Genomic DNA, 12,687 nt, shown 5'->3' on the forward strand with positions numbered 1-12,687 from the left:
GCGTGACGACGTCGTCCGCACCGTCGACGACGGCCGCGCCGTGGTCGCCAACATCGCCGGCACCACCACCGACACCGACGGCAACACCCACTCCTTCGAAGGCGGGCACTACATCAGCGTCGTCGGCTACCGCGACGGCGGCCACGAGGTGAAGATCGCTGACTCGGCCGACCCGGCCACCGCCTCCTACTGGGTGAGCGTGGACCACCTGGCCGACTGGATCGCCACCCGCGGCTACTCGGCCAGCTGACCCGAGCAACACACACCAACCGAAAGGGCCGGCCCCCACCAACGGGGGCCGGCCCTGTCCGCGTCTCCACGAGGCGAACGTCGCCGTTCAGCTCGACCCGGCGCGGCGGCCGCGACGGCCCGCACGCGGAGGGCCACCCCGACCAGGGGCGGCCCTTGCTCGTCTCATCGGGGCCCGGCCGAGACGGTGTCGTCGTTCTCGGGCGTGGCCGGGTGTGCGCGCCGGCGCAGCCACCAGGTGCTGCCCGCACCGGCGGCGAGCGCCAGGGCGAGCCCCGCCCAGGAGAGGTCCTTGAGCCAGTGCTCGGCGACCCGGCCGAGGTGGAAGAGCAGGTACGTGGTGGCGAACGCCCAGACCAGGCCGCCGGCCGCGTTGGCGACCAGGAACCGGCGGTACGGCACGTGCAGCGCGCCGGACAGCGGCCCGGCGAGGATCCGCAGCAGCGCGACGAACCGGCCGAAGAAGACGGCCCACACGCCGTGGCGGGCGAACGTCGCCTCGGCGCGAGCGAGCTGGGTCGGGCCGAGGTGTCGCGGGAAGCGTCGACCGAGGCGGGCGAGCAGCGGACGGCCGCCCCGGCGGCCCACCGTGTAGCCCAGCGAGTCGCCGGCGATGGCGCCGAGCGCGGCGGCCGCCGCCACCCACTCGGGCCGGACGACCCCGGTGGCGGCCAGCAGCGCCGCGCTGAGCAGGGTGATTTCGCCGGGCAGCGGTACCCCCATGCTCTCCACCCCGATGATGCCGGCGACGGTCAGGTAGACCGCCAGCGGCGGCAGAGCCACGAGCCAGTGTTGTACGTCGAGCACGCCCACCCTCCCCGGTCCGGCCCTGGAACGCTACCCGTGGCCGGACGGGGGCGGCGAGGTGCGACGACGCGGCGCGGGTCACTCCGCCGGGGCGAGGAACTCCAGCCGGTTGCCGTGGACGTCCTCCGTGTGGAACCGCCGCATCCCGGGCAGTTCGTCGTCGCCCCAGACCACCGGGGCGCCGGCCGCGGCGAGCCGGACGGCCAGGGCGCCCAGGTCGGGGCGGAGCAGGGCGGGGTGGGCCTTGCGGGCGGGCCGGAAGTCGTCCTCGACCCCGAGGTGCAACTCCGCGCCGTGCCCGCTGAACCAGCATCCGCCCCGGGCGGCGAGCGCCGGCGGCTTGGGCTTCTCGGTCATCCCGAGGAGACCGACGTAGAACGCGCGGGACGCGTCCTCGGAGCCGCGCGGACAGGCGAGTTGGACATGGTGGATCATGGAACACCTCCTCGTACCGCAGCGTGGCACGAGGTTGCGTTCATAGCAAGACGGACGTACGGTTTGGTTGAGCGCGGGATGCGGGTAAGTGTTGCCTTACCTCGGCGACACCCCTGCCGGTGCGACAGACTGCTCAGGACTACTCACGGTCGCTGTGTGAAGGAGTACGACGTGGCGAGCCTCGACACCTTCGGTGCGAAGACCCAGCTACGCGTCGGTGACGCGAGCTACGAGATTTTCAAGATCGACAAGGTGGACGGCCACGCCCGGCTGCCGTACAGCTTGAAGATCCTGCTGGAGAACCTGCTGCGGACCGAGGACGGCGCGAACATCACCGCCGACCACATCCGCCAGCTCGGCGCGTGGGAGCCCACCGCCGACCCGAGCGTGGAGATCCAGTTCACCCCGGCGCGGGTGCTCATGCAGGACTTCACCGGCGTGCCCTGCGTGGTCGACCTGGCCACCATGCGCGAGGCCGTCCGCGACCTCGGCGGGGACCCCAGCAAGGTCAACCCGCTCGCCCCCGCCGAGTTGGTCATCGACCACTCGGTCATCGCCGACCTGTTCGGTCGCGAGGACGCCTTCGCCCGCAACGTCGAGCTGGAGTACGAGCGCAACAAGGAGCGCTACCAGTTCCTGCGCTGGGGCCAGACCGCGTTCAACGAGTTCAAGGTCGTCCCGCCCGGCACGGGCATCGTGCACCAGGTCAACATCGAGTACCTGGCCCGCACGATCATGGAGCGCAACGGCCAGGCGTACCCGGACACCGTCGTGGGCACCGACTCGCACACCACGATGGTCAACGGCCTCGGCGTGCTGGGCTGGGGCGTCGGCGGCATCGAGGCCGAGGCCGCGATGCTCGGCCAGCCCGTCAGCATGCTGATCCCGCGGGTCGTCGGCTTCAAGCTCTCCGGCGAGATGCCGGCCGGCACCACCGCCACCGACCTGGTGCTCACCATCACCGAGATGCTGCGCAAGCACGGCGTCGTGGGCAAGTTCGTCGAGTTCTACGGCCCGGGTGTGAGCGCCGTGCCGCTGGCCAACCGCGCCACCATCGGCAACATGTCGCCGGAGTACGGCTCCACCGTCGCCATCTTCCCGATCGACGGGGAGACCATCCGCTACCTCCAGCTGACCGGCCGCAGCGAGCAGCAGGTCGCGCTCGTCGAGGCGTACGCCAAGGAGCAGGGCCTCTGGCACGACCCGGCCGCCGAGCCGGACTACTCCGAGCGGCTCGAGCTGGACCTCAGCACCATCGAACCGTCCCTCGCCGGCCCGAAGCGGCCGCAGGACCGGGTGCCGCTGGGCAGCGCCAAGACGCTGTTCCGCTCGGCGTTGACCGACTACGTGGCCGCCGACGAGACCGGTGGCGACCGCGGCCGCAAGCCGGGCGTGCCACAACAGGAGAAGCCGTTCGGGGTCGAGGGCCACGCCGACGAGGCCAGCGCCGAGTCGTTCCCGGCGAGCGACTCCCCGGCCAACGGCGTGACCGACCCGGCCGACGCCCCGCGCGACCTGGAGACCGCGGCGGTCGGCTCCGGCGGGCGGGCGAGCAACCCGATCCGGGTCACCGGCGCGGACGGCACCGAGTTCGAGCTGGACCACGGCGCCGTGGTGATCGCGGCGATCACCTCCTGCACCAACACCTCGAACCCGCAGGTCATGATCGGCGCGGCCCTGCTGGCGCGCAACGCGGTGGAGCGCGGCCTGTCCCGCAAGCCGTGGGTCAAGACCACCCTGGCGCCCGGCTCCAAGGTCGTCATGGACTACTACGAGCGCGCCGGCCTCACCCCGTACCTGGAGAAGCTCGGCTTCCACCTGGTCGGCTACGGCTGCACCACCTGCATCGGCAACTCGGGCCCGCTGCCGGAGGAGATCTCCGCCGCGGTCAACGAGGCCGACCTCGCGGTCGTCTCGGTGCTCTCCGGCAACCGGAACTTCGAGGGCCGGATCAACCCGGACGTCAAGATGAACTACCTGGCGTCCCCGCCGCTGGTGGTGGCGTACGCGCTGGCCGGCACGATGGACATCGACCTCGCCAACGAGCCCATCGGCGAGGACAGCGCCGGCCAGCCGGTCTTCCTGCGCGACATCTGGCCGAGCAGCGCCGAGATCCAGGACGTCATCGCCTCGGCGATCGGCGCCACCGGGTTCAGCTCCGCGTACGCCGACGTCTTCGCGGGCGACGAGCGCTGGCAGTCCCTGCCCACCCCGACCGGTGACACGTTCGCCTGGGCCGGTGACTCCACCTACGTGCGCAAGCCCCCGTACTTCGAGGGCATGGAGCGGGAGCCGAAGGCCGTCGGCGACATCACCGGCGCGCGCGTGCTGGCCAAGCTCGGCGACTCGGTGACCACCGACCACATCTCCCCGGCCGGCTCGATCAAGCCCGACTCCCCCGCCGGCAAGTACCTCGCGGAGCACGGCGTGGCCCGGCACGAGTTCAACTCGTACGGCTCCCGCCGCGGCAACCACGAGGTGATGATCCGCGGCACCTTCGCCAACATCCGGCTGCGCAACCAGTTGGTGCCCGGCGTCGAGGGCGGCTTCACCGTCAACCACCTGACCGGTGAGCAGACCAGCATCTACGACGCCTCCGTGGCCTACCAGGCCGCGGGCGTCCCGCTGGTGGTGCTCGCCGGCAAGGAGTACGGCTCGGGCTCGTCGCGCGACTGGGCCGCGAAGGGCACCATGCTGCTGGGCGTGAAGGCCGTCATCGCCGAGTCGTACGAGCGGATCCACCGCTCGAACCTCATCGGCATGGGCGTGCTGCCGCTGCAGTTCCCGGCCGGTGAGACCGCCGAGTCGCTCGGCCTGACCGGCACGGAGACGTTCTCCATCACCGGGGTGACCGCGCTGAACGACGGCACGACGCCGCGTACGGTCAAGGTGACCACGGACAGCGGCATCGAGTTCGACGCCGTCGTCCGCATCGACACGCCGGGTGAGGCGGACTACTACCGGCACGGCGGCATCCTGCAGTTCGTGCTGCGCCGCATGATCGCCGCCTGACGCACCACGCACCAGGGCCCCTCCCGCTCGGCGGGGAGGGGCCCTGTTCGTCGTCGGCGCGCCGGGCCCGGCTCGGCCCGGCGCACCGATCAGCCGTTCGCGCGGCGTGCGTCCCGGGTCTTCATGGCGTGCTCCAGCAGGGTGATGAGCACCTCCTTGCTCGACTCCCGCCTGCGGGCGTCGCAGAGCAGCACCGGCACACCCGGGTCCAGGTTCAGCGCGGCCTGCACCTCGTCCAGCCGGTACTGCTTGGCCCCCTCGAAGCAGTTCACCGCGACCACGAACGGCGTCCCCCGCCCCTCGAAGTAGTCGATGGAGGGGAAGCAGTCGGCCAGGCGGCGCGTGTCGGCGAGCACCACCGCTCCGATCGCGCCGAGCGCCAGTTCGTCCCAGACGAACCAGAACCGGTCCTGCCCCGGCGTGCCGAAGAGGTAGAGCACGAGGTCGTCGCTGATGGTGATGCGACCGAAGTCCATCGCGACCGTGGTCGTCGACTTGCTCTCCACCCCGGACAGGTCGTCGATCCCGACGCCGGACTCGGTCAGGACCTCCTCCGTACGCAACGGGCGGGTCTCGCTGACCGCGCCGACCATGGTGGTCTTGCCCACGCCGAAGCCGCCCGCGATCAGGATCTTGATCGCGGTGGGCAGTGGGGTCGCTCCCGCCGGCCGCTCAGAGGGCCCGTAGTCCATTGATAACCGCCTCGAAAACACTGTTGTCGGGAAGCCCGGCCGAGGTGCGCGGCTCGCGGACCTGGACCAGGTTGCGGGCCACCAGATCACCCAGCAGGACCCGGATGGTGCCCACCGGAAGGTCCAGGTGGGCGGCGATCTCGGCGACGGACTGCATGCGCTGGCACAGCCCCACGATCGCCACGTGCTCCGGCCCCAGGCCGATTTCCGCGCTGACGTCGGCGCGGGTCGCCGTGACCAGAGAGATCAGGTCGAATGTGCCGGTGACCGGGCGGGCGCGGCCACGTGTGACCGCGTACGGACGCACCACCGGCCCGGCATGGTCGTCCACCCACTGGTGCTCCGCGGGCTCCCCGTGCACTGTCATCGCGGCTACTTCTCGCCGCTCGGCTGCTCGGCCGTCCGCGTGGGCGAGGCCACGTGCTTGCCGACCCGCGTGACGAGCATCGCCATCTCGTACGCGATCAGCCCGACGTCGGCGTCCTCACTGGCCAGTACCGCGAGGCAGGCGTTGCGGCCGGCGGCTGTGACGAAGAGGAACGAGGACTGCATTTCAATGATCGTCTGCTGCACCTGGCCGCCACCGAAGCGCTTGCCCGCACCTCGGGCCAGGCTCTGAATTCCGGCCGCCATCGCGGCCAGGTGCTCACCGTCGTCCCGGCTGAGCCCCTGCGAGGAGGCCATCAACAGGCCGTCCGTCGACAGCGCGACCGCATGCTCGGCCTGCTTCACCCGGCCGACCAGATCATCCAGCAACCACGTCAGGTCGGCACCCGATGCCGTCTTCTGGGCCACTCGTCGTCCTCTTCTCCCACGGCTCATGTAGCCGTTCTGGTCTGGACCTCACCGTTCCGTCGCGGGCGGAGGCACCGCACCGCCGGCACAGGTCAGGTCGCTCGCTGCTCGTCAGCGTCCGTGCCCGCCCCGGGCTCGCCCGCGTCGTCGCCACCCAGCAGGCGGGCGGCCTCCGTCCGTCCGCGGCGGGTCCCGGTCTGGTACGAGCTCATCATCCGGCGCACCTGCTCCGGTGGCCGCACCATCTCCTCTTCCTCATCGGCGATGGCCGCGGCCGGATCGTCACGCAGTTCGGGAACGATGTTCGCCTGGCGTACCCGCACGGGCAGGCCCGAGTCGGTCTGCGACGGCTCGGCCCGTGACGGGAGCGGGCCGCCCTCCGGCCGCGTGGGCGCGGGCGTCTCCGCCGCGGCGCGGGGCACCGCCATCGGCAGGCCGGTCGGCACTGTCGGGCCCTCCAGCGCCGCCTGCGGCGGCTCCGGTCCCCGCCGCGTGCGGGTGGGCAACCCCTGCTCGGTCGGGCCACCGTTCCGGTTCCGGGTAGGCAACGTCCCTCCGTCACCACTCTCGTCGGTGTCCGGCGCGGGCGGCGCCGGCTCCTCGCGTACCGGCGGCTCGGCCAGGGCGACCGGCGCGGCGGCCGGGGCCGCCACGGCCGGGGCGGCGGTCACCGTCTCGGTGGGTGCGGCGGCGGGCCGGGCGGCGGCCGGAAGGCCGCCGGAGACCTCCGGGTCGTCGCCGGCGTCGGTGACCAGGTCGACCGGGATCAGCACCACGGCGGTGGTGCCGCCGTACGCTGACTCCTTCAGCTGCACCTTCACGCCGTGCCGCTCGGTCAGCCGGCTCACCACGTAGAGCCCCAACCGGGAGGCGGTGGCGAGGTTCAGCTCGGACTGGTCGGTGATCCGGTGGTTCGCCGCGGCCAGGTCCTCGGGGCTCATCCCGAGACCCCGGTCCTCGATCTCGATGGCGAACCCGTTGGCCACCATCTGGCCGCGCACCTCGACCGTGGTGTTGGGCGGGGAGAACGACAAGCCGTTCTCGATGAGCTCCGCGAGCAGGTGGATGACGTCGCCGACGGCCCGGCCGGCGAGCGACACCCGACCGATGGGCAGCACGTTGACCCGGGTGTAGTCCTCGACCTCGGCGACCGCGCCCCGGATCACGTCCACCATCGGCACGTTGCGCCGCCAGGCCCGGCCCGGCGTGGAACCGGAGAGCACGATCAGGTTCTCCGCGTTGCGCCGCATCCGGGTGGCGAGGTGGTCGACCCGGAACAGGTCCTCCAGCTCCTCGGCGTCCTGCTCGCGCCGCTCCATCGCGTCCAGCAGCGTGAGCTGGCGGTGCACCAGCGCCTGCGTCCGCCGCGCCAGGCTGAGGAACACCTCGCGTACGCTGCGGCGCAGCTCGGCCTGCTCGACGGCCGTACGGATCGCGGTCTCCTGGACCACGTTGAACGCCTTGCCCACCTGGCCGATCTCGTCGTCGCCGAACTCGAGCGGGGGCGCCTCCTTGGCCACGTCGACCTCCTCGCCGTGGCCGAGTCGCTCCACCACGTTGGGCAGACGCTCGTTGGCCAGGCGGAAGGCCGCCTCACGCAGCCGCTCCAGCTGGCGCAGCAGGGCACGGGCCGTGGTGATCGAGACGATGATCGAGGCGACGACGGCGATCAGGCCGAGACCGGCGGCGAGCACCAGCCGCACGATCACGCCGATGGCGACCGGCATCGCCCGGGAAACCACGTCCTCGCCACCGGCGATGATGACGTCGCGCACGCTCTGCATGGCCGGCGTGACGGCGTCGTTCCACTCGGCCGCCTGCACCGGCGGGCGCCCGGGGACGTTGCGGGCCTGGACGATCTCGTTCTCCAGGGCCTGGAACCGCTGGAACACGTCCCCGGCGACCACCCGCTCGTAACGTTCCCGGTCGCCGCGCGCCAGGTCGATCGCCGTCTGCCCGGTGGTGTACCGCTGCGCGCCCACGAGCTGCGCGAACTGCGCCTGCTCGGCCACGGTGATCCGGCCGGCCGCGAGCGCCCCGCTGAGCAGGGCGTCCTCCTGCGACAGCAGCTCCCGGGCGCGGTTGAGGTTGATCAGGGCCGCGGTCTCCTTGGCGATCTGCGGATCGTCCAGACCGCCGAGCGCGTCGAACACGCGGAAGATCGAGTCGATGACTCCGACGTACGCCGCCATGGTCGTGGCGCGGTCGATGGTGCGGGCGTCGACCCCGGCCCGGGTCTCACCCAGCCGGTCCAGATCCGTGAGAAGCTCGTCGATCCGGCGCTCGAGCTGCTCGCTCGCCGGCAGCTCGGTGCGCCAGTCCCGCACCGACTCCCGGAACGCGGTGGCGTAGCCGTCGGTGCGCCGCCGCTCCGCGGCGAGTTCCTCCAGCTGCCCCGCGTCCGGGCCGCCCAGGTAGGCCAACGACAGCCGGCGTTCCTTCTGCAGCTGCACGAGCAGCGGGTCGCTCGGCTCGAAGACCCGGGCGTTCAGGGTCTGGACGCCGAGCAGGTTGAACCCGTCCCGGACGGTGACCCATGCCGCGAAGGCCCAGAGCGCCACCAGCGACACGAGCAGGGCAACGACTTTGGTACGGAGATTCGTACTGCGGGAACCCATCACACCGTCCTGGCCGGATATCTGGTCATGTGTGCCCGAGCATGGGTATCGGTGCACGTATCGACTCCGGCGCACGCTAGCAGTGTCGGGTAGTTCACTCAAGCGGTCCTGATCATGGCTCTGCCGGTTAAGGTCACGCGCCCCTCAGCCGTCCGCCCCACCGTCGTCGGCGAGGAAGCGCGCGGCAACCACCGCGGCCTGCACCACCACGGTCGGGCGGTACAAATCCTTGTCGTGCCACAGCTCCGGCCCGTCGTCGGTGTTGTCCACCCTGGACAACCAGGCCGCTCCCCGCGCGACGGCGGCGCCCACTGACGGGCTGCCCCGGTGTCCCGAGGCGAGCAGCGTCTGCACGGCGTACGCGGTCTCCTCCGCGCTGCCGCCCCAGCGGCCCCACGAGCCGTCCGGCCGCTGGCCGGCCAGCACCCAGGTCGCCGCCCGGTCGACGGCGCGCCGGGCCGCATCGGAGCCGCCGTACTCGCCCAGGGCCAGCACCGCGCAGCAGGTCGCGTAGTAGGGCGAGGCGTGCCACCGGTCCGTCCAGCGGCCGTCCGGCTCCTGCTGCGCCACCAGCCAGTCGGTCACCCGACCCACCGCCGACCCGAGCCAGGGCGCGGCCGGCCCGCCGTGCGGCAGCAGGTGCCCGAGCGCGTCGAGCACGTGGGCGTTGGTGGTGACGGAGGCGCCGTCCTCCCCCGGCCAGGTGCAGAAGTGCGCGCCGGTGTCGTACGGCCGAAGCACCTCCGGGTCCACCGGATGGCCGAGTCGGGCCAGCGCGTAGAGCGTGACCGACGTCGTGTCCGCGTCGGCCGGCAGGCCGGGCCCGGTGGGTGTGCCGGCCGGCCCGAGGGCACCGCGCAGTTCGTCTGCCAGGACGGTGGGCACCCGCACCGGCACGCCGGCCCGGGAGAGCGCGCCGAGCACCCAGGAGCGCTCGAAGACGGTGATCGGGCTGGCGCAGGGCACCGGTCCCCCGTACTGCCGGACCAGGGCCTCCAGGTAGCGCCGTCCCGGCTCGGCGGGGTCGGGCTCGGAACCGAGCCAGGCCGCCGTCGCCGCCGGGGAGGCGCCCACGGTGCCCGGTCCGACCGGGCCGAAGCCGGCCGCCCGTCGCGCGGCCGGCCCGACCACCTCCAGGGCGTGCGCGAGCTTCTCCGGCAGGGGGCGGCCGGCGGCGAGCAGCAGGCGTACGCCGTCCAGCCGCCGGTGGTCCATGCCGTCGGGCAGGGGCAGCCGGCCGGCGCCCCGCCAGCGCGCGAGATCCGCGTGCGCCGGCGGCGCGTCGAGGTGCTCGGCGACCAGGTCCGTGAGGGCGGGCACGATCAGGTCCGTCGCGGGCAGGTCCGGCGGCCGCGGCGCGGCGGGACCGGTGAGGGTGTCGCGCAGCGCGCGGAGTCCGTCGTATACGGCGTGTGCGACGGCGTCCCGTCCGACGGGGCAGTCGTCGCCGCGACGCAGCGCGGTCAGCAGCGCCTCCGTGGCGCTGAGCGTGGGCACCAGGGCGTAGCCGCCGGGACCGCCCCACGCGCCGTCCGGGCGCTGCCGCCGCACCAACCAGGCGATCCGCTCGCCGTGCCCGGCGAGCCACGGCGCCAGGCTGACCAGCCGTCCCGTCTCGTAGACCGACGGGGACGAGCGCCCGGCCGGCTCCGCCAGCATCGCGTCGACCAGCGCGGCGGCCGGGCTGGTCGCCGGTGCCCGGTCGACCAGGACGGCACCCACCCCACCGGAGCGCGGGGAACGCTCCTCGAACCGGCTCCCGCTCATCGGCTGCCCCAGAAGTCCGTCGAACCGTAGAAACCGCTGGTGTAGCCGAGCTGCCGGGTCAGGTACGTGGCCTCGCGCGGGCAGTGGCCGGCCAGGTCGGCGAGGGCCTTGCGGGCGCCGTCGGTCAGCTCGGCCGCGCGCCGCGTGACCTCCGCCGGGTCCCCCACGAGGGTGATGGCGTTGAGGTCGCCCCACTCCCGGTCCCGGTCGTGGGTGGCGAGGTCGTTGACCAGTCGCAGCACGCGCTGCACCCGGTCGCTGGCGTCGACGAGGTCCGGCAGTCGACGGTGGACGGCGGCGTCGCCGGTACGGATCCAGTGCGCGACGTTGACCACGGTGCAGGCGAGGTTGTCGGCGTTGTCGAGGTACTTCTCGTAGGTCGGCGGCGCTCCGGCCGCCGTGGACTCCCGCCAGTCCCACTCCCGCGCCATCGCGGTCACTGTGCGCTGGACGGCGTCCCGCCAGACGCCCCGCGCGTCGGCGTAGCCCGGCGCGCGGGCCAGCTCGTCGCGCAGCTCGGCGAGGAACCGTCCCAGCGGGTCCTCCGCGGCCGGCGCCGCGCCGTCGACCACGGCGAGCGTGTCGGCCACCACCTGGTCGACGTCCTCACGCGACTTCGCGAGGTAGTCGACCTGCCAGTCGAGCGCGAACCCCCAGAGCACCGCCCGGTTGGCGAACCGCAGCTCCTCGGGCGTGCACCAGGGGGAGCTGAAGGCCATCGCCATGGCGATGCTGCTGTAGAGGGCCGGGTCGAACGGACGGGCGGAGAAGAGCTCCGGGTGGGCGGCCGCCTGCCGCTGGAGGTCGCGCTGCCCCTTCGCGGCGAGCGCGCAGATGCGGCCCTGCTCGGCGGCGAGCGTGATCTCGTCGTCTGCTCGGTGTGTCGTCATGTCAGGCCGCGTCCGCCATGCTGGTGAGCGTCAGCTCCACCCGGGTACGCGGCCGCAACGCGGCGGCCAGGCGCAGGCCCGGCACACCGGAGCGGCGCAGCCGGAACCGGTAGCGGCTCAGCATCGTGGCGAGGATGAGCTGCGCCTCCAGATAGAACAGGTACATGCCGAGGCACTGGTGCGGCCCGCCGCCGAAGGGGAAGTGGGCGTAGCGGTGCCGGGCACGGACCCGCTCCGGGAGGAACCGGTCCGGGTCGAACTCGTCCGGGCGGTCCCAGAACGCCGTCATCCGCTGGGTGATCAGAGGGCTGGCGACCATGGTGGCGCCGGCTTCCACCCGCACACCGTCGATCACGTCGTCCGCCACCGCGCGCCGCGGGATGATCCAGCCGATCGGGTAGAGGCGCAGCAGCTCGTCCAGCACCATCCGGGTGTACGGCAGGTGGTCGAGGTGTTCCCGCCGGACGGGCCCGTCGCCCACCACCCGCGCGATCTCGTCGTACAGCCGCTCGGCGACGTCGGGGCGCTCGTCCAGGTGCGGCCACAGCCAGGTGAGCACGTTGATCGTGGTCTCGGTGGTGGCCGCGAACATCGCCACCGTGTCGTTGCGTACCTGCTGTTCGCTGAGCTGACGGCCGTCCTCGGTGCGCGCCCGCCAGAGCGTGGAGATGACGTCGTCGCCCTCCTCGGCGTTCGCCTTGGAGGCGCGCACGATCGGCAGCAGGACGTCGTCCACGATCCGCTTGGCGCGGCGGAACGGCCGGTCGCCGGGCATCGGCACGGAGAGCGGCGCGAACGGCACGACGATCCGTGGGATCACCGCGGTGGCGATGACGTCCTGCGCGTCGACCACCCGCATCGCGTCCGGCACGGAGATCTTGTCGCCGAAGAGCACCTTCATGATGGCGCGGCAGACGATGCGGGCCTGTTCGGCTCCGATGTCGACGGTCCGGCCGTCCCGCGACGGCTCGTCGAGCTCGTCGACCGCCTCGCGGATCGCCTCGGCCATGCCGTCGACCAGTGCCTCGACCCGCTTGGCCGTGAACATCGGCTGGAGCATCTTCCGGCTGGCCGACCAGATCTGCCCCTCGCCGAGGATGCCCTCGCCGAACAGCCGCTTCACGGGTCGCCAGAACAGGCCGTCGCCGGCGCGCTCGTAGTTGTCCGACCGCTCGCGCAGGACGTGCTGCACGTGGCGCGGGTGGGTGACCAGGTACGGCCGGAACGAGCCCAGGTTGAGCCGGACGAGTTCCCCGCCGGTGCGGTTGCCGACGCCGATCAGCGCGCGGGCCGGGTCACGGAGCAGGCTCGGCACCATCCTGTGTAGCGGCACCGTGCGCGCTCGTCGAGTGCGGAACTTCCCGGAATCTTCCGATTGCACCTGCGCGGAACCCCCTTTTGGGTACTGTCCGTCGTGGTCCG

General features: G+C 72.6%; 11 protein-coding genes. 2 read left to right on the top strand and 9 right to left on the bottom strand.

Annotated elements, in window-relative coordinates:
- Nucleotides 1–250, top strand: a 250-nt coding sequence (locus tag SM573_RS18905; protein WP_474616716.1) for a C39 family peptidase, incomplete at its 5' end; no start/stop codon positions are given.
- 164 nt (nt 251–414) lie between these two features.
- On the opposite strand, the gene SM573_RS18910 is transcribed toward SM573_RS18905, so the two are convergent.
- Nucleotides 415–1,056 carry a DedA family protein gene (locus SM573_RS18910; protein WP_474612463.1) on the bottom strand — a complete coding sequence of 214 codons (642 nt, stop codon included), beginning with the start codon at nt 1,054–1,056 and terminating at the stop codon, nt 415–417.
- Nucleotides 1,057–1,134: 78 nt separating this feature from the next.
- On the bottom strand, nt 1,135–1,491 hold the full coding sequence (locus SM573_RS18915) for a VOC family protein (protein ID WP_474616717.1): 357 nt from the start codon (nt 1,489–1,491) through the stop codon (nt 1,135–1,137).
- Between the two features lie 156 nt (nt 1,492–1,647).
- Here SM573_RS18915 and SM573_RS18920 point away from each other — a divergent pair, with 156 nt between their 5' ends.
- Nucleotides 1,648–4,503 carry an aconitate hydratase gene (locus tag SM573_RS18920; RefSeq protein ID WP_474612461.1) on the top strand — a complete coding sequence of 952 codons (2,856 nt, stop codon included), beginning with the start codon at nt 1,648–1,650 and terminating at the stop codon, nt 4,501–4,503.
- Nucleotides 4,504–4,592: 89 nt separating this feature from the next.
- Here SM573_RS18920 and SM573_RS18925 read toward each other — a convergent pair whose 3' ends face one another.
- The 7 genes from SM573_RS18925 to SM573_RS18955 all read right to left on the bottom strand — a co-directional run bounded on the left by SM573_RS18925 (nt 4,593) and on the right by SM573_RS18955 (nt 12,598).
- Entirely contained in the window at nt 4,593–5,195 is a 603-nt protein-coding gene (locus SM573_RS18925) for a GTP-binding protein (RefSeq protein ID WP_474612460.1), read from the bottom strand.
- The gene (locus SM573_RS18930) at nt 5,176–5,562 is read right to left on the bottom strand and encodes a DUF742 domain-containing protein (protein ID WP_474612459.1); all 387 of its coding nucleotides are present in this window, start codon (nt 5,560–5,562) and stop codon (nt 5,176–5,178) included. Before SM573_RS18930 ends, SM573_RS18925 begins: the two co-directional genes overlap by 20 nt.
- A gap of 5 nt (nt 5,563–5,567) precedes the next feature.
- Nucleotides 5,568–5,990, bottom strand: a complete 423-nt coding sequence (locus SM573_RS18935; protein ID WP_474612458.1) for a roadblock/LC7 domain-containing protein — start codon at nt 5,988–5,990, stop codon at nt 5,568–5,570.
- Between the two features lie 92 nt (nt 5,991–6,082).
- Entirely contained in the window at nt 6,083–8,608 is a 2,526-nt protein-coding gene (locus SM573_RS18940) for a sensor histidine kinase (RefSeq protein ID WP_474612457.1), read from the bottom strand.
- A gap of 144 nt (nt 8,609–8,752) precedes the next feature.
- Nucleotides 8,753–10,375 (bottom strand): prenyltransferase/squalene oxidase repeat-containing protein, encoded by a 1,623-nt coding sequence (locus SM573_RS18945; protein WP_474616718.1) that lies wholly within the window; start codon nt 10,373–10,375, stop codon nt 8,753–8,755.
- Entirely contained in the window at nt 10,372–11,265 is an 894-nt protein-coding gene (locus tag SM573_RS18950; RefSeq protein WP_474616719.1) for a terpene synthase family protein, read from the bottom strand. The genes SM573_RS18945 and SM573_RS18950 overlap by 4 nt, the downstream gene beginning before the upstream one ends.
- Nucleotide 11,266: 1 nt before the next feature.
- Entirely contained in the window at nt 11,267–12,598 is a 1,332-nt protein-coding gene (locus SM573_RS18955) for a cytochrome P450 (RefSeq protein ID WP_474612454.1), read from the bottom strand.
- Nucleotides 12,599–12,687 lie beyond the last annotated feature (89 nt).

The sequence above is a fragment of the Micromonospora xinjiangensis genome (assembly GCF_056150165.1).

Bases quoted from the DNA above. Each gene is read 5' to 3' on its own strand.
- SM573_RS18945 (WP_474616718.1), bottom strand. From the start codon at position 10,375: ATGAGCGGGAGCCGGTTCGAGGAGCGTTCCCCGCGCTCCGGTGGGGTG.
- SM573_RS18950 (WP_474616719.1), bottom strand. From the start codon at position 11,265: ATGACGACACACCGAGCAGACGACGAGATCACGCTCGCCGCCGAGCAG.
- SM573_RS18925 (WP_474612460.1), bottom strand. From the start codon at position 5,195: ATGGACTACGGGCCCTCTGAGCGGCCGGCGGGAGCGACCCCACTGCCC.
- SM573_RS18930 (WP_474612459.1), bottom strand. From the start codon at position 5,562: ATGACAGTGCACGGGGAGCCCGCGGAGCACCAGTGGGTGGACGACCAT.
- SM573_RS18940 (WP_474612457.1), bottom strand. From the start codon at position 8,608: ATGGGTTCCCGCAGTACGAATCTCCGTACCAAAGTCGTTGCCCTGCTC.
- SM573_RS18915 (WP_474616717.1), bottom strand. From the start codon at position 1,491: ATGATCCACCATGTCCAACTCGCCTGTCCGCGCGGCTCCGAGGACGCG.